Origin of the sequence: Isoptericola dokdonensis DS-3 (assembly GCF_001636295.1) — a bacterium.
In the GTDB taxonomy this organism is placed as follows: domain Bacteria; phylum Actinomycetota; class Actinomycetes; order Actinomycetales; family Cellulomonadaceae; genus Isoptericola; species Isoptericola dokdonensis.
In genome coordinates this window covers 2,435,279-2,455,839 of record NZ_CP014209.1, presented here as the reverse complement: position 1 = coordinate 2,455,839, position 20,561 = coordinate 2,435,279, and the positions used below count along the sequence as shown (strand labels likewise).

Sequence of the window (20,561 nt, the reverse complement as noted above, 5' to 3'; positions counted from 1 at the left end):
CGGTCAGCTGCGTGCCGTCCGGCCCTGCAACGCCCGGAACGCGAGGACGAAGCTGAGGGTGCCCACCACGAGGATCGCGGCGACGCCCTGCCACAGCGCGGTGACGTCCCAGCCGTCCGTGATGAGCGAGCGCAACGCGGCGAGCAGGTAGGTGACGGGGTTGAGCTCCGCGATCGTGGCGAGCCACCCCGTCATCGCCTCCAGGGGCAGGAACGTGGTGGTGAGGAACGCGAAGGGGAAGAAGAGCAGGAAGCTCGAGTTGACCGCTGCGGGGTTTCCGGTGCGCAGGGCGATGGCGTAGGGGAAGCCGGTGAAGGCCAGCCCCCACAGGCCGGCGAGGAGGAGGAACACGAGGACGCCCGCGACCCCCGTCACGAACTGCACCCCCAGCACGAAGCCGAGGACGAGCACCGGCACCGAGAGCGCCACGACGAGCGCGAGGTCGGCGACCATGAGGCCGAGCAGCAGGGCGGTGCGGTGCACGGGGGTGACCAGCAGCCGGTCGAAGTAGCCGCCCGTGATGTCGGTCACGAGCGCGCTCGCCCGGGAGACGCCCGTGACGGCGAAGATGATCGCCACGGGGATCTGGAACGCCTTGAAGTCCTCGACCCCGGTGAGGGTCGCGACGTCACCGAGCGCTCCTACGTTGACGACGAAGAAGAACAGCGGGATGACCAGGGCGGGGACGATCGCCTCGGGTTCCCGGGGGATCTGCCGCAGAGCGCGCAGCGCGACCGACGTCAGGTCCCGCCGGAACCCGGCGGGCCGCGCCGTGACGGGTGCGTCCTGGTGTCGGGCGGTGACGTCCTCGCTCATGCCGGCCCCTCGTCGTCCTGGATCCGTTGCCCCGTCACACGGAAGAACACGTCGTCCAGGGTCGGGCGGCGCAGCGCGAGCTCGCGCACGGCGATGCCCTCCCGGTCCAGGGCGAGGGCGATCGGGCTCACGGCGCGGGTCCCGTGCTCGACCGACACCATGATCGTCCGGCCGTCCGTCTCGACACCGCCGATCCCCGCCGCGGCGTCGAGCCGCGCGAGGGCCGAGCGCGCCTGCTCGACCTGGTCGCCGACGTCCACGACCAGCACGTCGGTGCCGATCGACCGCTTGAGGTCGGCGGGGGTGCCCTCGGCGACGATCGCACCCCGGTTGATGATGCCGACGCGGTCGGCGAGCGCGTCGGCCTCCTCCAGGTACTGGGTGGTGAGGAAGACCGTCATGCCCAGCTCGGTGTTGAGCCGCCGGACCTCGGACCAGACGGCGGACCGGCTGAGGGGGTCGAGCCCCGTGGTCGGCTCGTCGAGGAACAGGACCCGGGGGTTGTGCACGAGGGCGAGCGCCAGGTCCAGCCGCCGCTTCATGCCGCCCGAGTAGGTGGAAACGCGCTGGTCGAGCGCGTCGCCGATGTCGATGAGCTCCCGCAGCTCGGCCAGCCGACGGTCCGTCTCCCGCGCGGTCAGCCCGTAGAAGCGTCCCTGCAGGCGGAGCATCTCCACACCGGTCTGCTTCTCGTCGAGCGCGGCGTCCTGGAGGGCGACGCCGATGTCGAGCCGGACGTCGGTGGGTCGGCGCACGACGTCGTGCCCGGCCACCGTCGCCCGGCCGCTGGTCGGGGCGAGCAACGTGCACAGCATCCGGGTCAGTGTCGACTTCCCGGCGCCGTTCGGTCCGAGGAACCCGTACACCTCGCCGGTCTCGACGGTGAGGTCGACGTCGTCGACGGCGACCTTGTCGCCGAACGTGCGCCCGACGCCGTGCGTGACGATCGCGGCCTGTGCCATGCGGTCCTCCTCGCCTCGCTGCCCAGTCTCCCCAGAGATCCGGCTCCGCGCGCCGCGAACGGCGGGGTGGGGCGGGCGAGGGTCCTCGGCGCGCGGCCGAGGACCCTCGTCACCGCCGACGGCGCGGTCAGAGGTCGAGCGGCCGCAGGACGGCGCTGATGCCGTGCGCGATCTGCACGTTGCCCTTGTTCAGGTCGAGCTTGCTCCGCACGAGGAACGGGTTGAGGTCGTTGCGGTCCTGGTCGACGAGCCGCACCAGCCCCCACGAGCGGCTGAGGACGTCCACGCGGAACGTCGCGCCCTGCGCGGTGGTCAGGACGGCGTCGTCGGACCGCAGCGCCTGACGCGACGTGATGGTCGCCCCGGGGACCACGTGGTACAGCAGCACCTGCTCGACGGCGTCGATGCCGACGGCGCCCGCGATCCGGTTCAGCACCCCCTGCTCGGTGCGCTCCCACCGGTGGGTGAGGTCGTGGGCGAGCAGCTGGAACGCCCGGTCGTTCGGCAGGAACGCCGTCACCGGGACGGTGCCGTCCGCCAGCACCGCGACCGGGCTGTCCGGCTTCGCGGCCAGGACGGCGGCCACGGCCTGGTCGACGATGTCGAAGTCGTACCAGTTGCGGTCGAACGTGTCGCCGTCGGCCGCGAGGACGGCGGCGAGGCTCGTGGTGCCGGAGGGGGCGGCCGTGGCCGGCGGCGCGGCGAGGGCGGCCCCGACCAGGCCGAGGGCGGCGATCGACGCGGCGGCGGTGGCGCGGCGGACGGTGTGGCGAAGCGACGACATCATCGACTCCCGAAGTGCTCGAGCTCGGCGGCCGGGTGGCCGCGGGTGCGGTCGCACCCGTGCCTGCTGTTCGCCCCGGAGAGGTGCCGTGGATGCAGCCCGAGCGATCGGGGCGACGTCAGCCGGCGAGCGTGTCGTCGATCGCGCCGAGGAACGCGTCCAGGTCGCCGGGGTCGCGCGACGTGATGAGGCGCCAGCCCTCGGCGTCGTCCACGACGACGGGCTCGTCGCGCCAGGCGGCCGCGCCGGCGTTGCGGACGTCGGTCTGCAGCGACGCGTAGGACGTGAGCGTCTTGCCCGCGACCACGCCTGCCTCGACCAGCGCCCACGGCCCGTGGCAGATGGCCGCGACCGGCCGGCCCGAGCCGGTGAAGTCCCGCACGATGCGCGATGCGGCCTGCTGGAGGCGCAGCGTGTCGGCGTTGAGGGTGCCGCCCGGGACGAGCAGCAGGTCGAAGTCCGCGGGGTCGACGTCGTCGAGCAGGACGTCCGGCGCGACCGTCCGCCCCGGGTCCTTGTCGCCGACGAGGGTCTCGACGGGGTCCGTGCTCGTGGCCGCGACCGTGACGATCGCACCCCGCTCCCGCAGGTGCTCGAGCGGGACGACGAGCTCGTCCTGCTCGACGCCGTAGTTCGTCACGATGGCCAGCACGGTGCGTCCGGTCAGGTCGGTGGTCGGCACGGTGGTGCTCCTTCTCCGTCGGGGTCTCCGTCAGGCCGCCCACCGTAGGCACGTCGCCCGGCAGGACGCACGGCGGGCCCGTCGCCGCTGGTCACGGCCCCGGAGGTCAGGGCATTCGGCGCACCACGAGCGACTGCGCGAGGGAGCCGAACGCACCCGAGACGTCGTGCAGGACGGCGGCGGTCAGCCCGGCGCCGCCCGCCCCGAACGTCACCGACGTGTCCAGGCCGAGCCACCCGCCGTCCGGCTGCCGGTGCAGGTGGGCAGCGAGGTCGAGGTTCGGGAACGCGACCCGGCGCGGGTCGGCCCGCACCGACATGCCGTTCGCGACGTCCAGCAGCCCGGCCGTGCGCGCCAGCGGCGACACGTCCTCGTCGTCGAGCAGCGGGACGTCCGTGCGTACCCAGACCACGCCCCGACCCGGCTCGACGAGGTCGCGGCGGACCTCGATCGACGCGACGAACCCGCCCGGCCAGTCGGTCGTCGGGTCCCACGCGGGCACGTCCTGCGGCCCCGGCACCGACGCCGGCGCCCCCGCGGCGAGGTCGGACGTGTCGCCCCCGGCGGCGAGCCAGGCGCGCAGCGTCACGCTGCGCCGCCCCCCGCACCACGTCTCCGCCTCGACCAGCTCCACGCCGCGCCCCGGGCGCAGCACCCGCACGGCCGTCGTCATCGTCGAGAGGGGGTACGGGCCCCAGATGTCGTACGACAGCCGCGTCACCGCCAGGTCGTGGCGGCCGCGCGCCACCCGGTCGGCCTCGACCAGGTGCGCCAGCAGCCCGAACGTCGGCGCGACGTGCTGCTCGGCGGTGTTCCAGGCGCCCCCGACCTGGGCGGTGGGCTCGAACGTCGTGGCGTCGGTGCGACGGAAGTACGGCATGGCCGACATCCTGGCAGGCCGCCCGGCGCACCGGTCATCCGACGGCTTCGACGCCGACGTCCGTGCGCGGTCCGGTGGTGGTGACGTCGTCGAGGTGCCGGCGCATGGCGTCCTGGGCGGCGTCGGCGTCCCGGGCCTCGATCGCCGCGTAGATCTCCCGGTGGCCCCGCAGCGAGGTGGCGCGTGACTCCGGGGTGGCGTGGGACCGCAGCCGCTGCGGGAGCGTCCACTCCGTCATCAGGCCGTGCAGGGCCGTGACCAGCGGGTTCGACGTGGCGTGCGCGAGGAGCAGGTGGAACTCGGTGTCGCGCTCGAGCGACTGCCGGGCGGTGAGGTCGTCGGTGGTGCGGGCGAGCACGTCCGCGAGCTGGAGCCGGTTGGCACGGGTCGCCCGGGTGGCGGCGAGCGCCGCGACGGACGGCTCGACGAGGGCGCGCAGCTCGGCCGCGGCGCCGAGGGCGTCGGCGGGTTGGTGGAGGCCGAGGATCTGCAGGGCCTCGACGGGCCGCTCGACGACGGTCGTGCCGCGCCCCTGGCGTCGCTCGACGAGCCCCTTCTCGTCGAGCTTCTGCAGGGCTTCGCGCAGCGTCGTCCGGGAGACGTCGAGGTCCCGGGCGAGGTCGCGTTCGGCGGGCAGCCGCTGCCCGGGGCCGAGCTCTCCGGTGGCGATCATGCGTTCCAGGCGGGCGGCGAGCGTCACGGCGAGGGTCTGCCTGGCCGGGGGCGGGGCGGTGAGCGGGTCGGTCATGTCGTTCCTCGGCTCTCGTGGGGTTTTACGGCCCCGTGGTGTACCAATCAGACCAATCCTTCCTGGTCGGGCGTGTTCCGTCGAGGTAAAACTCCTGTTTCGAAGCGTGTTGAGCCCTAGTTTTTCGATGTCCGGCGCACCTAGCGTGACGATCACTTGGTCGGACCAATCTTGAGAAGTGCGCACCCCGTGCCCTCGCCAGGTCCCCGAGTCCCGCTCCCTGACCCGTCGGAAGTCGCTCGGAACCTCCTCGGAAGGACCCCTCGTGAACCGCCACCACGCCCGCGCCCTCGCCCCGTTCGCCGCCGTCGCAGCCCTCGCGACGCTCACCGCCTGCACCGGGGAGGCCACCGCCTCCGACGCTGACGGCGAGGTGGTCCGCGTCGCCACCCAGCGCCAGCCGCACCTCTACGCGCCGTACACCTACGCCGACCACGCGCCCGACGGCATGACGATCCAGGTCGTCCCCATGGCGAACTCCACGGACCAGCTCAACGCGGTGCTCACCGGCGACGTCGACTTCGCCCTCATGGGCGTCCCGACGGTGATCTCCGGTGTCGCGCAGGGCAAGGACGTGCGGCTGGTCGCCTCGGGCGCGGACGGCGGCTCCGGGATCATCGGCTCGCCCGACGTCGCGGGCGTCGAGGACCTCGCCGGGGCGCGGATCGGCATCGTGCCCGGCTCGTCGCAGGAGATCGCGCTGCGCCTGACCCTGGAGGCCGCCGGCATCGACCCGGAGACGGACGTCGAGCTGGTCAACCTGGGCTACGCCGACATGGCCGACGCGCTGGCCCGTGGCGACATCGACGCGTTCGCCGGCGCCGAGGTCAACGTCTCCGTCGCCCTGCTCGCCGGCGCCCACGAGGTCACCTCGATCTACGACACGGCCATCGGGCCGGTCAACATCGGCCTCGCGACCACCGGCACCCTCGTCGAGGAGGACCCCGAGCTCGTCCAGGAGGTCGTCGACACCCACGCGGCAGCGGTCGACGCGCTCCTGGCCGACCCCGAGGCGTGGAAGGAGGGCGTCGCCGACCAGTTCTCGTTCGAGCCCGAGGTGCTGGACAGCGCGACGGAGAACATCTGGCTGCGGGCCGACCTGGACGACGAGTACCTCGCGCAGGTGGAGGCGCTGGCCGGGGAGATGGTCGACCTCGCCGTCATCGACGAGGCGCCCGCCGTCACCGACGTCGTCGCCGACACGTTCGCCGGCGAGGGCGACTGATGACCTCCGCCGGGACGAGCACCCGGACCGAGGACGTGACCACCGGCACGGGCACCGGCACCGGCGTGCCGCCGGCACCCGGAACGCCACCGGCACCCGGCGAGGTGCCGGCCCCGTCGGACCCGCCCGGCGGGCGCGCCCGCGGGGGCGCCGGGCGGCACCTCACCGGCTGGCTGTGGGCACTGCCCGTCCCGGTGGTCGTCGTGGCGCTCTGGTACCTCGGCGCCACCCAGGGCTGGACGTTCCCCGGCGGGATCCGGATGGGCGAGCTGCCGACCCCCGGGGAGGTGCTCGCGCGGCTCGTCGACCTCGTCGGGCTGGGCTCGATCGACGACTCGTACAGCGGCCGGCTCTGGCAGCACGCCTGGGCGAGCCTCGTGCGGGCGCTGTGGGGCTTCCTCCTCGCGGCCGTCCTGGCGATCCCGCTCGGCGTCCTCATGGGGCGCTCGGCGCGGCTGAGCCGGATGCTCGAACCGACCCTCAACGTCGTCCGCCCCATCCCCGTCACCGCCTGGGCGCCGCTCGCGCTCATCATGATCGGCATCGGCGACAACCAGGCGATCTTCCTGGTGTTCCTCGCCGCGTTCTTCCCCGTGCTGGTCAACACCGTGACCGCCGTGCAGCAGGTGCCCCCGCGCCTGCTGGAGGCGTCCGCGATGCTCGGGGCGCCCCGGTGGCGGCGGCTGACCACCGTCGTGGTGCCGGCCGCCGTCCCGGGGATCGTCTCCGGCCTGCGGGTGTCCCTCGGGCTGGCCTGGGCGCTGCTCGTCGTCGGCGAGATGACGGGCATCAACCTCGGCCTCGGCGCCATGATCACCGAGGCCAAGGTCATCGCCCAGACCGACCTCATCGTCGCCGGGATGATCGTCATCGGTCTGCTCGGCTTCGCCACGGACCGCCTGCTCGTCGGGCTGGTCCGCCTCGCCGCCCGCGGCCGTCCCCTCCTGCGGGACGACCGATGACCACCCCGGGAGACATCATGACCACGAGCACCGGTACCGCCGCGGGGGCGGTCGTCGTCGACGCCCTCGCCAAGAGCTACGGCGGCCCCACCGCCGCGATGCAGGACGTGACGCTCGACATCGCGCCCGGGGAGTCGGTCGCGATCGTCGGTGCCAGCGGCTGCGGCAAGTCCACCCTGCTGCGGATGGTCGCCGGGTTCGAGCGGCCCACCGCGGGCCGGGTCCTCGTCGACGGCGTCCCCGTCACCGGGCCCGGCCCCGACCGTGGCGTCGTCTTCCAGGACTACGGGCTGTTCCCCTGGCTGACCGTGCGCGAGAACATCGCCTACGGGCTCCGGCAGGCGGGCGCGTCCCGCCGCGAGGCGAAGGAGAGCGCCGCGGAGCACGCGGAGCTCGTGGGGCTGTCGCGCTTCACCGAGGCGTACCCGCACCAGCTCTCCGGCGGGATGCAGCAGCGGGTCGGCATCGCCCGCGTCCTCGCGCTGCACCCGTCCGTCCTGCTCATGGACGAGCCGCTCGGCGCGCTGGACGCCCTCACCCGCCGGCAGATGCAGGACGAGCTCGCGGCGATCCGGCGCCGCGTCGGCACGACGATCATCCTGGTCACCCACTCCATCGAGGAGGCCGTCTACCTCGCCGACCGGGTCGTCGTCATGGCCGGCGGCGCCTCCCACGGCGTCCCGGGCCACGTCCGGGAGGTCGTGCCCGTCGAGCTGGGCGAGCACCGCGACACCACGGCGCCGGCGTTCCACGCGCTCGAGCGCCGCCTCGAGACCCTCGTGCACGCACCGCTCCCGGCCACGGCCGCCGCGTGACGCTCCCGCACGCCACCGGCCGCGGCCGAGGCACGGCTCCGCGCGGACGGCGCGTAACCTCGTCACGACCGCACGAGAGGACCTCCGCATGACACGACGACCCGGCCGACCGACCCGGTGGTGGGCGCACCTGAAGAAGTGGGTCGACCCGTTCGTCGTCGCGATCCTCCTGGCGCTCGTCGTGGGCATCGTCGTGCCGATCCCGGACGGGGTGCGGGGCACGCTCGACGTCGTCGCGGACGTCGCCGTGGCGCTGCTGTTCCTGCTGTACGGGGCGCGGCTCCCGACGCGGGAGATCCTGCGGTCGCTGACGAACTGGAAGCTCCAGGGCGCGCTGCTGGTCGCGACGTTCGTCGTGTTCCCGCTGGTCGGGCTGGGGCTGTCGGCCGTCGTCGGGCCGCTCGTGGGGCAGAGCATCGCCATCGGCCTGCTGTGCGTCTCGCTCCTGCCGTCCACCGTGAACTCGGCGGTCGCCTTCACGTCCGTGGCGCGCGGCGACGTCGCCGGGGCGATCTGCGGCGCGACCCTGTCGAACGTCGTCGGCCTCGTGGCCACGCCGCTGCTCGTCATCGGCCTCCTGGGTGGCGTGGCGGCGCAGGACGGCGCAGCCGTCGGCGTGGGCGGCATCGAGAAGGTGCTGCTGCAGCTCCTCGTGCCGCTCGTGGTGGGCCAGCTGCTCCAGCCGTGGGTGGGCGACCTGGTGCGCCGCCACAAGGGCGTCACCCAGGCCGTGGACCGCGGCACGATCCTGCTCATCGTGCTCACCGCGATCAGCGGCGCCACCGCCGAGGGGATCTGGGACGACATGACGGTGTGGGCGGTGCTGGTCATCGTCGGCTCCGCCGTCGTGCTGCTCGCCGTCATGCTCGCGATCACGTGGTGGGGCGGCCGTGCGCTACGCCTGCCCCGCGACCAGAACATCACGTTCCTGCTCATCGGCTCCATGAAGTCGCTGGCCACCGGCCTGCCGATGGCGTCGGCGCTGCTGCCCGCGGCGACCCTGGGTGCCGTCGTGGTGCCGCTGGTGGTGTTCCACCAGATCCAGCTCGTCGTCTGCTCGGTGCTCGCCCGGCGGCTCGGCCACGAGCCGGAACCGGCGGCCGCCAGGTCCTGACCCGCTCCGTCGGGCGCCGCCGGCCGGCGAGCGTCTCTGCACGTCGCGCATCGGCCGCGGATCAGGGACGTTCAGAGACGCTCGACGCGCAGGGTCAGGGCGGCGGCGCCGTCGAGTCCCGCACGACGAGGGCGTGGGCGAGGTGCCGCCGCCGTGGCCGGGCGGCGGCGGGGCGCAGCGCCAGCTCGAGCGCGACGGCACCCATCTCGGTCATGGGCAGCCGCACGGTGGTGAGCGCGGGACTGAGGTCCTGGGCGACCTGGATGTCGTCGAACCCGGTCACCGAGACATCACCGGGGACGGCGAGCCCGCGGTCGCGCAGGCCGGAGACCACGCCGGTGGCCATCGCGTCGTTGAGGGCGAGGACGGCGGTGGTGCCCGGGTGCTCGGCGAGGATCCGGGCCACGGCGTCGCGGCCACCCTCGCGGGTGAAGGGTGCGTGCACGACGGGCAGCGCGCCCGGGTCGAGGCCCGCCGCCGCGACGGCGGCACGGATGCCCGTCAGGCGGTCGGCGATGGTCGTGAGGTGGTCGGGTCCCGCGGCGACCGCGAGCCGTCGGTGCCCGAGCCCCAGCACGTGGGCGGCGACGGCCTCGCCGCCGGCGGTGTTGTCGGCGAGCACGGCGTCGGCGCGCACGTGGTGCCGGCCGATGACGACCACCCGTCCGCCGTCGTCCTCGAAGGCGGTGAGCTCCTTCTCGGCCTCGGCCTCCATGGCGGCGTCGACGTACCCGGAGCCGGCCATGACGATGGCGCCGACGCGGTGCGCGCGCATGAGGCGCAGCTGGACGGCCTCGTCGCTGGCCCGGCGTTCGGTGTGCCCGATCTGCACGCTCCAGCCGTGCGTGGCGGCGACCTTGACCACGCCGCTGGCGATCTCGGCGAAGTAGGGGTCGCCGACCTCGTACACGAGCAGCCCGGCGACCGACGTGGTGCCGCCGGCGAGGGTGCGGGCGTGCGCGTTGGCGACGTAGCCCATCTGCTGCGCGACGTGCCTGACGTGCGCGGCGACCGCCTGGGACACGCCGTCGCTGCCCGACAGCGAGCGCGACGCCGTCGCGAGCGAGACGCCCGCGCGCTCGGCGACGTCGACGAGGCGCAGCGCGCTGCGTCCCTGAGACCTCTTCGTCTCTCGTGCCATCCGTGTCCCTCCGGGATCACCCTGCTCGGTGTCGCTGTGACGCTTGCCACAGCGGCCCCCCGCGTCGTACTGTAGCGAAAGCGCTTACGGAAAGCGCTTTCGTACACCGACGTACCTCCCCAGTTGGTCTTCACTACGACGAAGTAGGAGAGACAGTTCATGTCCCCACGGATGACCCCGCGCCGCCACCCCCGGCGCGCCCTCGCCGCCGTCGCCGGTCTGTCCGCCGCCGCCCTCGTCCTCACCGCGTGCTCCGGCGACGCCGAGGAGCCGGGTGGTGGCGGGTCGGACGACCCCATCGTCGTCGGCATCTCCCTGCCCCTCACCGGCGACTTCTCCGAGCCCGGCAAGGGCGTCCAGCGCGGCTACGAGGCGTGGGCCCAGTTCGTCAACGAGGACGGCGGGCTCCTCGGCCGGCAGGTCGAGCTCAAGATCCTCGACGACCAGTCCAACGCCGACCGCGTCGTCCAGGACTACGAGGCGCTCATCGCCCAGGACCAGGTCGACCTCGTCTTCGGCCCGTTCTCCACCCGCCTCGTCGTGCCCAGCGCCCGCGTCGCCCAGGAGTACGGGATGCTGTTCGTCGAACCGGCCGGCGCCGCCGCCGAGGTCTTCGAGCAGGGCTTCGAGAACCTGTTCTACGCCGCGCCCGCCGTCGCCGACGACCACTACAACTACCTCGCCGAGGAGATCCTCGCGATGCCCGAGGGCGAGCGGCCGCAGACCGTCGCCGTCGCCTCCATGGACGACCCGTTCGCGCAGGGCACCGCCTACGGCCTGCGGGACAAGCTCGCCGAGGGCGGCCTGGAGATCGTCGTCGACGAGGTCTACCCGCCCAACACCACGGACTTCTCGTCCATCGCGGCGAAGATCAACGACTCCGGCGCCGACATGGTCATCGGCGGCACCCAGTACCAGGACGCGGTGAACCTCATCGTGTCGCTGCAGCAGCTCGACTACCAGCCGAAGCTCGCCGCGTTCTCCACCGCGCCGACCAACCCCGAGTTCGCCGCCGCCATCGGTGACAAGACCGAGGGCATCCTCTCCCCGACCGGCTACACCGAGACCGCCACCTGGCCGTCCAACGTCGACTTCGTCGAGCGGTACACCGAGCTCCACGGCAACCCGCCCGGCGAGGACGAGGCCAACGCGTACACCACCGGCCAGGTCGTCGCCGCCGCCGTCGAGGCCGTCGGCTGCGCCGAGCAGGGCGACTGCCAGCAGCAGCTCGTCGACTGGCTCCACTCCAACGAGGTCGACACCGTCGTCGGGCCGCTGACCTGGGACGAGACGGGTAAGCCGCAGGGCGCCCACCTCATCCAGCAGTACGTCGACGGCGAGATCCAGATCGTCCTGCCCGAGGACACCAAGGAAGCCGACCTGATCTTCCCGAAGCCGGAGTGGTGAGCACGTGACGACCACGCTCCTCTTCCAGAGCCTCGTGCTCGGCGTGCTGCTGGGAGGGCTCTACGCCCTCCTGGCAGCGGGCCTCACCCTGTACTTCGGCGTGATGCGCGTGGTGATGATCGCCCACTCGGCGTTCCTCATCCTGGCCGCCTACCTCGCCTGGTACTTCAACGAGCAGACGGGCATGGACCCGCTGCTCTCCCTCGTGGTCACGGTGCCGCTGTTCTTCCTCGTCGGGGTCGGCATGCAGCGGCTCCTCATCACCCGGCTGCGGCCCGCCACGCTGACCATGATGTCGGTGCTCCTGACGTTCGCCGTCGCGCTCTTCATCGAGGGCATGATCGGCTTCGTGTGGAGCGGCACCCAGCGCCGCATCCAGCTCCCGTACTCGGGGGAGAGCCTGAACTTCCTCGGCGCCCAGGTCGCCGTCGTCAAGCTCGTCGCGTTCGCCCTCGCCGCGCTGTCGCTCGGCCTGCTGTACCTGCTGCTCAAGCACAGCCGGTTCGGCCTCGCCCTGCGGGCCACCATCCAGCACAAGGAGGCGGCACAGCTCGTCGGCATCAAGACCGACCGGGTCGCCGGCTTCGGCTTCGGCCTCGGCCTCGCGACCGCCGCGATCGGCGGCACGGCGCTCTCCCTCGACGCGACGATCTACCCGTCGCTGCACTGGCACTGGATCGGCCCGCTCATGGCGATCATCGTCGTCGGCGGCCTGGGCTCCATCCCGGGTGCCGCCGTCGCCGCCATGGTGCTCGGCATCGGCCAGAGCCTGCTCCAGGTGCCGCTGGGCACCACGTGGGCGCAGACCATCTTCTACGTCGCCCTCTTCGCGACGCTGATGCTGCGGCCCCAGGGATTCTTCGGAGGTCGCCTTGCCCAACGCTTCTGACACCCGGCCCACCCAGGACGTCTCCGCCGGCTCCCCGGCCGGTGCCGCCACGACCGCCGCCCCGCGGCGGTCCGGCACCGGGCGCGTCGTGCGCCTCGTCGCGCTCGTCGTCGGCGCCGCGCTCGTCCTGTCCTTCCCCACGATCGCGCCCAACCCGTACATCCTGTCCGCGGGCGTCGTCATCCTCAGCTACGCCTGCACCGCCACCGCCTGGAACTTCATGGGCGGGTTCACCGGCTACGTCTCGCTCGGTCACGCCGCGTTCTTCGGGCTCGGGGCGTACGCCACCGGGCTGCTGATCCGCGACGTCGGCCTGCCGAGCTTCGTCGCGCTGCTGGTCGGGGCGCTCGTCGTGCTCCTCGTGACGATCCCCGTCGGCATCGCCGCGCTGCGGGTCCGGGGCGCGTCGTTCGTCATCGTGTCCATCTCGTTCGTGCTCATCATGCTCCTGGTCTTCCAGGGCTGGGGCTCGTTCACCGGCGGGTCCGACGGTCTCGTCGTGCCGCGGCCGTTCCCGGACCTGCTGCGCCCCGAGCACCACCAGGTGTTCTTCTACCTGTTCGCCGCCCTGCTGGCCGTCATGCTCGTCTGCTGGTGGGTCATCGACCGCTCGCGGTTCGGCACCGGCCTCAAGGCCGTGCGGGAGGACGAGGACAAGGCGCAGGCCCTCGGCGTGCCGACCCGCAACTACAAGCTCGTCGCCTACGTCGTCTCGGCCACCTTCACGGGCCTGGCCGGCGGCCTGTACGCGCTGTGGTTCGGCGACCTGGACCCGATCTTCCAGTTCTCCATCATGCTCGGCACGTACATGGTGCTGATGGCGCTGCTCGGCGGCGTCCGGAACCTGTTCGGCCCGCTCCTGGGCGCCCTCATCGTCGGTACCGGGCTGGAGTACTTCAAGCTCGAGTTCGGGGACACGCAGCTCCACCTCGTCGCGACCGCGGTGCTCCTCGGCGTCGTCGTGCTCTTCATGCCCGACGGGATCATCCCGGCGGTCAAGAGCCTCGTCCAGAGGTTCGGCCCGCAGGACTCCTCCATCCGGGAGATGACCGCCGCCGAGCTCCTGGAGCACAACCGCGCCGCGTCGTCGGCGTCCTCGGGCGCCACGCCCGACGCCGAGCCCGCCGCGACCCCCACCACCCCGACCGACGAGGAGGGACGATGAGCACCACGACCGCACCACCCACGACCCGCAACCTCGAGACCGTCGGGCTCACGAAGTCCTTCGGTGGGGTGCACGCCGTGCAGGACGCCACCGTGACTTTCCACCACGGCAAGATCAACGCCCTCATCGGGCCCAACGGGTCCGGCAAGACGACGTTCTTCAACTGCGTCACCGGCATGATCAAGCCCGACTCCGGCACGGTCACGTTCAAGGGCGAGGACATCACCGGCAAGGCATCGCACAAGATCGCGCGGGCCGGGATCGGCCGCAGCTTCCAGCTGTGCCGCATCTTCCCCCGCATGACCGTGCTGGAGAACATGCTGGTCGCCGTCCGCAACAGCAGGCTCCGCGAGCTGCTGCGCGGGGCCCGCAACGCGGAGGAGATCGACAAGGCCCGCGCGCTGCTGGTGCGGGTCGGCATCGACCACCTGGAGAACGTCGAGGCGCGCAACCTGTCCTACGGGCAGCAGAAGCTCCTCGAGCTCGCCGGGGTGCTCATGGGCGACCCCGACACGATCATGCTCGACGAGCCCGCCGGCGGCGTGAACCCCGCCCTCATCGGGCGCATCGGGACCCTCGTCCAGGAGCTCAACGCCGAGGGCCGCACGTTCCTCGTCGTCGAGCACAACATGGACATGGTGATGAGCCTGTCGCACCACGTCATCGTGTTCGACCGCGGTGCGCCCATCGCCGAGGGCACCCCCGCCGTCGTGCAGTCCGACCCGCGAGTCCTGGAGGCCTACCTTGGCGTCTGACCAGAACCCCGCGCAGGGGTCCGAGTACCTGCTGGAGCTGGACGACGTCCAGGCCGGGTACGGCCGGGCGGCGATGGTGCTGCGCGGCCTGACGATCCGGGTGCCGGCCTCCACGGTCGTGTGCCTCGTCGGCCCGAACGGCGCCGGCAAGTCCACCGTCCTGAAGGTGGCCAGCGGCCTGCTCAAGCCGCGGTCGGGGCGCGTGCTCGTCGGCGGCGAGGACGTCACCGGCCAGGGCCCGCAGGAGATGCTGTCCTCGGGGCTGGCGCACGTGCTCCAGGGGCACAGCGTGTTCCGGGAGATGACGGTCGCGGAGAACGTGCTGCTCGGCGCCTACACGATCGGCGACAAGGAGGAGGTCGCCGAGCGCGTCGCGTTCGTCCAGGAGCTGTTCCCCATCGTCGGGGAGCGGTGGAAGCAGCTCGCCGGCCTGCTGTCCGGCGGGCAGCAGAAGCAGGTCGAGTTCGCGCGCTCGCTCATGGTGAGCCCGCGGGTCGTGCTGCTCGACGAGCCGTCGATGGGCCTCGACCCCAAGACGACGGGCACCGTGTTCGAGCAGGTCGTGCGGATGCGCGACGCCGGCGTAGCGGTGCTGCTCGTGGAGCAGAACGCCCGCCGGGCGCTCGAGACGGCGGACATCGGCTGCGTGCTCGACCTCGGCCGCGTCCACATCACCGGGCCGGCGCCCGAGCTCCTCGCCGACCCGCAGCTCTCCGAGCTGTACCTGGGCGGGCGCCCGTCGGGCTCGGCGGTCGCATGACCCCAGCCCTGACGACGTACCGCTGAGCAGCAGCGGCGACCACCGCCCACACCGAGACCCCACCGGTGCCCGTGACCGTCGAACCGGGCACCGGTGGTGGCTGCGCGCGCAGCCACCCCGACTCCCGCCGGGCGCACCTGCCCGACGGGTGGCAAGGAAAGACACATCCCCGATCGACAACGATGTTGAGAGGTAGACGGATGCATCAGCGCAACCCCAGAACGTGGGCGACCCGCTCACGGCGCACCGGCCGCGGCACCGTACCCCCGGGTGCCGCACGACTCGCGGCCGCCGTCACGGCAGCCGCCCTCGTCGGGACCGTCCTGACGACCGCCCCCGCTGCCGCGGCAGAGCCGGGGGAGGAGTTCACCGAGCTGTTGAACTTCGAGCAGTACGAGCGCACGGCCCTGAACGGGCAGGACGGCTGGACGTCGTCCGCCGCCCCGCGGGTCGTCGCCGACCCGCTGAACGCGAACAACCAGGTCCTGGAGTCCGTGGGCGGGGGGCAGCGGTCCTCCCGGGCCATCCCGCCGATCGCGGACGGGACCACCGGCACCGTGTTCTTCCGGTTCATGCGGACGGGCAGCGTGGACACGTCGTTCGGCGTCACCGACGTCGACAACCCGACCGACTACGTGAACAGCCGCGCCTACGTCAACAACCAGAACGACGACGTGATGCTGGTGCGGGACGGCGGGTCGTTCAAGCCCGCCGGCGTCTGGTCGCGGGACACGTGGCAGTGCGTGTGGATCGTCGCGGACAACGCCGCCGACAAGGTCACCGTGTACAGCCAGGGCGGCCCGTACGAGGAGATCACACGGCTCCCGGAGGGCACCGAGCAGCAGTTCGGGTTCCGGCAGGCCGTCTCCGGTGCGCTGGACCGGTTCTTCTGGATCAACGGGTCCAGCAGCGCCGGGCGGCTCATGCTCGACGACGTCGCGATCGACACCGCGGGGGAGAACCTCGCCAACCCGACGGGCAACCCGGCGGACTGCGCGGCCGGGGGGACCCAGCCCGAGGCGCCCCTGCTCAACCCGCTGCCCGACCCCGAGCTCTCGACGCTCGGCATCGAGGTGACCGAGCTGGCGCAGCTCCCGGAGTCGCAGACGACCCCGGCGACGCAGGACCAGCGCCTGGTGCGGCACAACCGCATCACGCACCTCGACGAGGTGCCGGACGGCTCCGGCCGCCTCATGGTGCCGGACAACAACGAGGCCCTCTACCTGGTCGACAAGGAGTCGGGCGAGCACGTCGAGTACCTCAACGTGCGCGACGAGTTCATCGACAACTTCCACAACAGCGCGGGCCTGGGCACGGGCCTGGGCTCGGCGGAGTTCCACCCGGACTTCGCGGAGAACGGCCTGTTCTACACGGTGCACACCGAGGCCGGGACGGCGCTGACGCAGGACACGCCGGACTTCCCCGGCTACGGGAACACCGCGTTCCACAGCGTCATCACCGAGTGGAAGGCGACCGACCCGTCGGCCGAGACGTTCGCGGGGACCTCGCGCGAGATCCTGCGCGTCCCGTTCGCCGGGCGCGTGCACACCGTCCAGCAGATCGCCTTCAACCCGACGGTCTCCGAGGGTGACGCCGACCACGGCAACCTCTACGTGCTCGTCGGCGACGGCGGCAACGGCGTCGGCAACGGCAACCCGCAGAACCTCGCGACGCCGCAGGGCAAGGTCCTGCGGATCGACCCGTCGGGCGACGACTCCGCGAACGGCGCGTACGGCATCCCCGCCGACAACCCGTTCCTCGACGACGCGACCGCGCTGCCGGAGATCTACGCCGTCGGCCTGCGCGACCCGCACCGCATCAGCTGGGACCCGGCAGGCGACCACACGATGTACCTCGCGCACATCGGCGAGTGGCAGGTCGAGTCGGTCTACGCCGTCGAGCCGGGCGACAACTTCGGGTGGTCCGTCCGGGAGGGCTCGTTCCGGGCCGACAACCGGCAGATCTACCCGCTGCCCGCCGACGACGCCCAGAACGGCTTCACCTACCCGGTCGCGGCCTACGATCACAACCGTGACCCCGGCCAGACCGGCGACGCGGGCGTGGCCGTGAACGGCGGGTTCGTGTACCGCGGGGACATCCCCGAGCTGCGCGGCAAGTACCTGTTCACCGACCTGGTGCGCGGGTGGGTGCTGTCCACCGAGGCCGACGAGATGGTGCGCAACGACGGCGACGTCGCCGACCTCGCCACGATCGACCAGCTCCGGGTCTTCGAGGACGGGCAGGAGACGACGTTCGCCGAGCTCGTGGGCGACCAGCGCGTCGACCTGCGGTTCGGCTCCGACGCCGACGGCGAGCTCTACCTGGTCGCCAAGGCGAACGGGAAGATCTGGAAGGTCACGGGCGCCCGGACCGTCACCGCGAAGTCGCCCTTCGCGCTGCCGGAGCTCGCGCCGAACCTGGTCGCGCACTACGACTTCGACCACCCCGTCGCCGGGGCGCCGACGTCGGAGGCCGACCAGGGCTGGTCGGGCACGAACATCTCGCTCATCAACGGCGGGGTGGAGATGCGCGTCGCCGACCGCGCCTACGCGGGTGCGGGCGAGGCGCTGCAGACGCAGCAGATGAGCCCGACCACGGCGTCGAACGACGACTGGAAGGCGGGCGTCTACGACGCGGACGGCGTGGACACGCTGGACGCGTTCGCGGGGACCGACGAGGCCGCCGTCATGGGCTGGTTCAAGCCCACCGGCGACCACCCGGCCCTCAACTCCGGCACCGCCAACGCGACCGACCGCTACAACGCGATCGGTCTGGCCGGCGTCCTCACCGGCACGTCGGACGGTCATGCCGTCCGCGCGCTGCTGGAGGTCATCACGGTCAACGGCGAGCTCAAGGTGGTCGCGCTCGGCCGCCGCGTCGACGGCGCCGGGTCGTGGACGTACGCCGCGGACCTGCCCTGGCAGGACATCCTCCAGAAGGGGAAGTGGGTGCACCTCGCCGCGACGTTCGACTTCGCGGACGGCGAGATGAAGCTCTTCATGAACGGTGAGGAGCTCGACGGCACCTACACGGCGTCCAACACGTGGGACTCCGGCGTCACGTCGGACACCGCCCCGGCCGGGATCAAGATCGGTGGCAGCTACCCGCAGAACACGCGGGAGTCGAACCCGTTCAACGGCCGCATGGACGACCTGATGTTCCTCGACGTCGTCCCGACGCCGGAGCAGGTCGCCGCGCAGTACGCGCTGTTCGGCGCCACCGAGCCGGTCGAGCCCGAGGCGCCGTCGTGCACCCCGGACGGCCAGGAGATCACCGACGTCATGTCGGCGGACGACTGGGCGCCGCGCACCCCCGCCAAGTGGGCGTTCCCCGGCGACGAGGTCGTCCTCACCGAGCCCGGCACCAACCCGAACGACGGCATCCGCCGGCCGTTCGAGTACGCCGTCCTCACCGAGGGCCCGGAGCTCGGGTCGTTCGAGCTGACCGGCCAGGTCCGGCTCGACGCCCCCGCGTCGGTCAACAACCGCGACGTCATCGTGGTGTTCGGCTGGCAGTCGGACACCGAGTACTACTACGCCCACCTCTCGCAGGACAACACGATCTACGCCCACAACGGCATCTTCAAGGTGAACAACACCGACCGTGAGCGGATCGACGACCAGTGGGACGGCGCCGTCGGCGCACCCCCGGCGGTCACCGACGAGGAGTGGCACGACGTGCGCGTCGTGCGGTGCGTGGACAGCGGCGACATCGCGGTCTACGTCGACGGGCTCGAGGACCCGCTGCTCACGGCGAACGACTCCACGTTCGGCGAGGGCCGGGTGGGCTTCGGCTCGTTCGACAACAACGGCCGCCTGCGCGACCTCACGGTGACGGCCGCCGCCCCGGCGGACACCACCGCCCCGACGGTGACCGTCAAGGACGGCGCCGAGTTCACCACCGGCGTCGAGGGCGCCTACGGCAAGGTGTCGTTCAAGCTCCACGACGCCGGGAAGGTCGACAAGGTCGTCCTCAACGGGGTGGAGAAGGACCTGACGGACGACGTCTGGTCCGACCTCAACTTCGTGAAGCCGGGCGCGTTCGGCGCGGTCGCGGGGGAGAACACCCTCGTGGTGCACGACGTCGCGGGGAACACCACCACGGTGACGTTCTTCCTCGACGCCGTCGCGCCGCAGGTCACGGTCAAGACCGGCTCCGACTTCACGGTCGGCGCCGACGGGACCTACGCCAAGGTGTCGTACAAGCTGTACGACGCCAAGAAGATCGACCGCCTGACCCTCAACGGGGTGGAGAAGAACCTGACGGACAACGTCTGGTCCGACCTCAACTTCGTGCGGCCCGGCGTGTTCGGCGCCGTCGCGGGGGAGAACACCCTCGTGGTGCACGACGTCGCGGGGAACACCACCACCGTGACGTTCGTCCTCGACACCACGGTGTCGTAGGCGGCACGCCCGAGACGGAGAGCCCCCGGCCTGCTCGCGCAGGTCGGGGGCTCTCCCGTGCCGGCGCTCAGCGGCCGACGAGCCCCAGGTGGTGGGCGTTGTACCGGTCGCCCGCGACGCCGAGGCGGGTGGCCAGGGCGTCCAGGTCGGCGAGGTCGTCGGCGGACAGCGCGACGGCGGTCGCGGCGGCGTTCTCCTCGACCCGCGACAGGCGGCGGGTGCCGGGGATCGGCACGATCCAGGGCTGCTGGGCCAGCAGCCACGCCAGCGCGACCTGCCCGGGGTGGCGTCCCGCGCCTCGGCGAGCGCGCGGACGTGGTCGACCAGGGCCTGGTTGGCGGCGCGGTTGGCCTCGCTGAACCGCGGGATCGTGGCGCGGACGTCACCCTCGGAGAAGGACGTCGAGGTGTCGACCGTCCCGGTGAGGAACCCCTTGCCGAGCGGGCTGAACGGGACGAACCCGATGCCGAGCTCGGCGAGCGTGGGCAGGACCTCGGGCTCGGGGTCGCGCGTCCACAGGGAGTACTCGCTCTGCACGGCGGTGACGGGGTGGACGGCGTGGGCGCGGCGGATCGTGGCGGCCGACGGCTCGGAGAGCCCGAGATGGCCCACCTTGCCCGCGGCGACGAGCTCGCCGACCGTCCCGGCGACGTCCTCGATGGGGACGTCCGGGTCGACGCGGTGCTGGTAGAAGAGGTCGATCCGGTCGGTGCGCAGCCGTCGCAGCGAGGCGTCGGCAACCCGGCGGATCTGCTCCGGCCGGGAGTCGAGCCCGCCCTGACCACCCGCGATGTCGAAGCCGAACTTCGTCGCGATGACCACCTGGTCGCGCAGCGGCTCCAGCGCCTCCCCGACGAGCTCCTCGTTGACGTACGGGCCGTACACCTCCGCGGTGTCGACGAACGTCACCCCGCGCTCCACGGCGCCGCGCAGCACGGCGACCATCTCGTCCCGGTCACCCGGGTTGGGGCCGTAGGACTGGGACATGCCCATCGCCCCGAGGCCGACGGCCGAGACCTCCAGGCCCTGGCCGAGCGTTCGTGAGTGCATCGT

At 72.3% G+C, this 20,561-nt stretch carries 17 protein-coding genes and 1 pseudogene; 10 read left to right on the top strand and 8 right to left on the bottom strand.

Annotated features, from left to right (window positions below; genetic code table 11):
- Nucleotides 1-3: 3 nt before the first annotated feature.
- The 6 genes from I598_RS11445 to I598_RS11420 form a co-directional block, all read right to left on the bottom strand.
- Nucleotides 4-816 carry an ABC transporter permease gene (locus I598_RS11445; RefSeq protein ID WP_068203069.1) on the bottom strand — a complete coding sequence of 271 codons (813 nt, stop codon included), beginning with the start codon at nt 814-816 and terminating at the stop codon, nt 4-6.
- Entirely contained in the window at nt 813-1,778 is a 966-nt protein-coding gene (locus I598_RS11440) for an ATP-binding cassette domain-containing protein (protein WP_068203068.1), read from the bottom strand. Before I598_RS11440 ends, I598_RS11445 begins: the two co-directional genes overlap by 4 nt.
- A gap of 127 nt (nt 1,779-1,905) precedes the next feature.
- Nucleotides 1,906-2,562 (bottom strand): fasciclin domain-containing protein, encoded by a 657-nt coding sequence (locus I598_RS11435; protein ID WP_157557218.1) that lies wholly within the window; start codon nt 2,560-2,562, stop codon nt 1,906-1,908.
- Between the two features lie 118 nt (nt 2,563-2,680).
- A complete protein-coding gene (locus tag I598_RS11430) occupies nt 2,681-3,244 on the bottom strand; it encodes a type 1 glutamine amidotransferase domain-containing protein (RefSeq protein WP_068203066.1) in 564 nt (187 codons plus the stop codon).
- A gap of 106 nt (nt 3,245-3,350) precedes the next feature.
- Nucleotides 3,351-4,124 carry an acyl-CoA thioesterase domain-containing protein gene (locus I598_RS11425; RefSeq protein ID WP_068203065.1) on the bottom strand — a complete coding sequence of 258 codons (774 nt, stop codon included), beginning with the start codon at nt 4,122-4,124 and terminating at the stop codon, nt 3,351-3,353.
- A gap of 34 nt (nt 4,125-4,158) precedes the next feature.
- Nucleotides 4,159-4,872: a FadR/GntR family transcriptional regulator gene (locus tag I598_RS11420; protein WP_068203064.1), complete on the bottom strand. Its 714-nt coding sequence runs from the start codon at nt 4,870-4,872 to the stop codon at nt 4,159-4,161.
- 265 nt (nt 4,873-5,137) lie between these two features.
- On the opposite strand from I598_RS11420, the gene I598_RS11415 reads away from it, so the two are divergent.
- From I598_RS11415 to I598_RS11400, 4 genes are all read left to right on the top strand, one after another.
- Nucleotides 5,138-6,097, top strand: coding sequence for an ABC transporter substrate-binding protein (locus tag I598_RS11415; RefSeq protein WP_068203063.1), 960 nt, complete (start codon nt 5,138-5,140; stop codon nt 6,095-6,097).
- Nucleotides 6,097-7,059, top strand: coding sequence for an ABC transporter permease (locus I598_RS11410; RefSeq protein ID WP_083973210.1), 963 nt, complete (start codon nt 6,097-6,099; stop codon nt 7,057-7,059). The genes I598_RS11415 and I598_RS11410 overlap by 1 nt, the downstream gene beginning before the upstream one ends.
- Before the next feature lie 17 nt (nt 7,060-7,076).
- The gene (locus I598_RS11405) at nt 7,077-7,874 is read left to right on the top strand and encodes an ABC transporter ATP-binding protein (protein WP_068205232.1); all 798 of its coding nucleotides are present in this window, start codon (nt 7,077-7,079) and stop codon (nt 7,872-7,874) included.
- A gap of 88 nt (nt 7,875-7,962) precedes the next feature.
- Nucleotides 7,963-8,988, top strand: a complete 1,026-nt coding sequence (locus I598_RS11400; RefSeq protein ID WP_068203062.1) for a bile acid:sodium symporter family protein — start codon at nt 7,963-7,965, stop codon at nt 8,986-8,988.
- 94 nt (nt 8,989-9,082) lie between these two features.
- Here I598_RS11400 and I598_RS11395 read toward each other — a convergent pair whose 3' ends face one another.
- On the bottom strand, nt 9,083-10,129 hold the full coding sequence (locus tag I598_RS11395) for a LacI family DNA-binding transcriptional regulator (protein ID WP_068203061.1): 1,047 nt from the start codon (nt 10,127-10,129) through the stop codon (nt 9,083-9,085).
- A gap of 159 nt (nt 10,130-10,288) precedes the next feature.
- On the opposite strand from I598_RS11395, the gene I598_RS11390 reads away from it, so the two are divergent.
- The 6 genes from I598_RS11390 (at nt 10,289) to I598_RS11365 (ending at nt 19,508) form a co-directional block, all read left to right on the top strand.
- A complete protein-coding gene (locus I598_RS11390) occupies nt 10,289-11,536 on the top strand; it encodes an amino acid ABC transporter substrate-binding protein (RefSeq protein WP_232314137.1) in 1,248 nt (415 codons plus the stop codon).
- A gap of 4 nt (nt 11,537-11,540) precedes the next feature.
- The gene (locus I598_RS11385) at nt 11,541-12,425 is read left to right on the top strand and encodes a branched-chain amino acid ABC transporter permease (protein ID WP_068203060.1); all 885 of its coding nucleotides are present in this window, start codon (nt 11,541-11,543) and stop codon (nt 12,423-12,425) included.
- The gene (locus tag I598_RS11380; protein ID WP_232314136.1) at nt 12,409-13,590 is read left to right on the top strand and encodes a branched-chain amino acid ABC transporter permease; all 1,182 of its coding nucleotides are present in this window, start codon (nt 12,409-12,411) and stop codon (nt 13,588-13,590) included. Before I598_RS11385 ends, I598_RS11380 begins: the two co-directional genes overlap by 17 nt.
- Nucleotides 13,587-14,345: an ABC transporter ATP-binding protein gene (locus I598_RS11375; protein WP_068203059.1), complete on the top strand. Its 759-nt coding sequence runs from the start codon at nt 13,587-13,589 to the stop codon at nt 14,343-14,345. The genes I598_RS11380 and I598_RS11375 overlap by 4 nt, the downstream gene beginning before the upstream one ends.
- Nucleotides 14,335-15,105 carry an ABC transporter ATP-binding protein gene (locus I598_RS11370; RefSeq protein WP_068203058.1) on the top strand — a complete coding sequence of 257 codons (771 nt, stop codon included), beginning with the start codon at nt 14,335-14,337 and terminating at the stop codon, nt 15,103-15,105. The genes I598_RS11375 and I598_RS11370 overlap by 11 nt, the downstream gene beginning before the upstream one ends.
- 200 nt (nt 15,106-15,305) lie before the next feature.
- Entirely contained in the window at nt 15,306-19,508 is a 4,203-nt protein-coding gene (locus tag I598_RS11365) for a PQQ-dependent sugar dehydrogenase (protein WP_083973208.1), read from the top strand.
- A 67-nt stretch (nt 19,509-19,575) separates the two neighbouring features.
- Here the strand turns inward: I598_RS11365 and I598_RS11360 are convergent.
- A pseudogene (locus tag I598_RS11360) lies at nt 19,576-20,558 on the bottom strand (aldo/keto reductase).
- Nucleotides 20,559-20,561 lie beyond the last annotated feature (3 nt).

Excerpts from the sequence above, each read along its gene's own strand:
- I598_RS11365 (WP_083973208.1), top strand. The coding sequence starts at position 15,306 with ATGCATCAGCGCAACCCCAGAACGTGGGCGACCCGCTCACGGCGCACC.
- I598_RS11435 (WP_157557218.1), bottom strand. The coding sequence starts at position 2,562 with ATGTCGTCGCTTCGCCACACCGTCCGCCGCGCCACCGCCGCCGCGTCG.
- I598_RS11395 (WP_068203061.1), bottom strand. The coding sequence starts at position 10,129 with ATGGCACGAGAGACGAAGAGGTCTCAGGGACGCAGCGCGCTGCGCCTC.
- I598_RS11400 (WP_068203062.1), top strand. The coding sequence starts at position 7,963 with ATGACACGACGACCCGGCCGACCGACCCGGTGGTGGGCGCACCTGAAG.
- I598_RS11390 (WP_232314137.1), top strand. The coding sequence starts at position 10,289 with ATGTCCCCACGGATGACCCCGCGCCGCCACCCCCGGCGCGCCCTCGCC.
- I598_RS11440 (WP_068203068.1), bottom strand. The coding sequence starts at position 1,778 with ATGGCACAGGCCGCGATCGTCACGCACGGCGTCGGGCGCACGTTCGGC.
- I598_RS11425 (WP_068203065.1), bottom strand. The coding sequence starts at position 4,124 with ATGCCGTACTTCCGTCGCACCGACGCCACGACGTTCGAGCCCACCGCC.
- I598_RS11405 (WP_068205232.1), top strand. The coding sequence starts at position 7,077 with ATGACCACGAGCACCGGTACCGCCGCGGGGGCGGTCGTCGTCGACGCC.
- I598_RS11420 (WP_068203064.1), bottom strand. The coding sequence starts at position 4,872 with ATGACCGACCCGCTCACCGCCCCGCCCCCGGCCAGGCAGACCCTCGCC.
- I598_RS11410 (WP_083973210.1), top strand. The coding sequence starts at position 6,097 with ATGACCTCCGCCGGGACGAGCACCCGGACCGAGGACGTGACCACCGGC.
- I598_RS11445 (WP_068203069.1), bottom strand. The coding sequence starts at position 816 with ATGAGCGAGGACGTCACCGCCCGACACCAGGACGCACCCGTCACGGCG.
- I598_RS11375 (WP_068203059.1), top strand. The coding sequence starts at position 13,587 with ATGAGCACCACGACCGCACCACCCACGACCCGCAACCTCGAGACCGTC.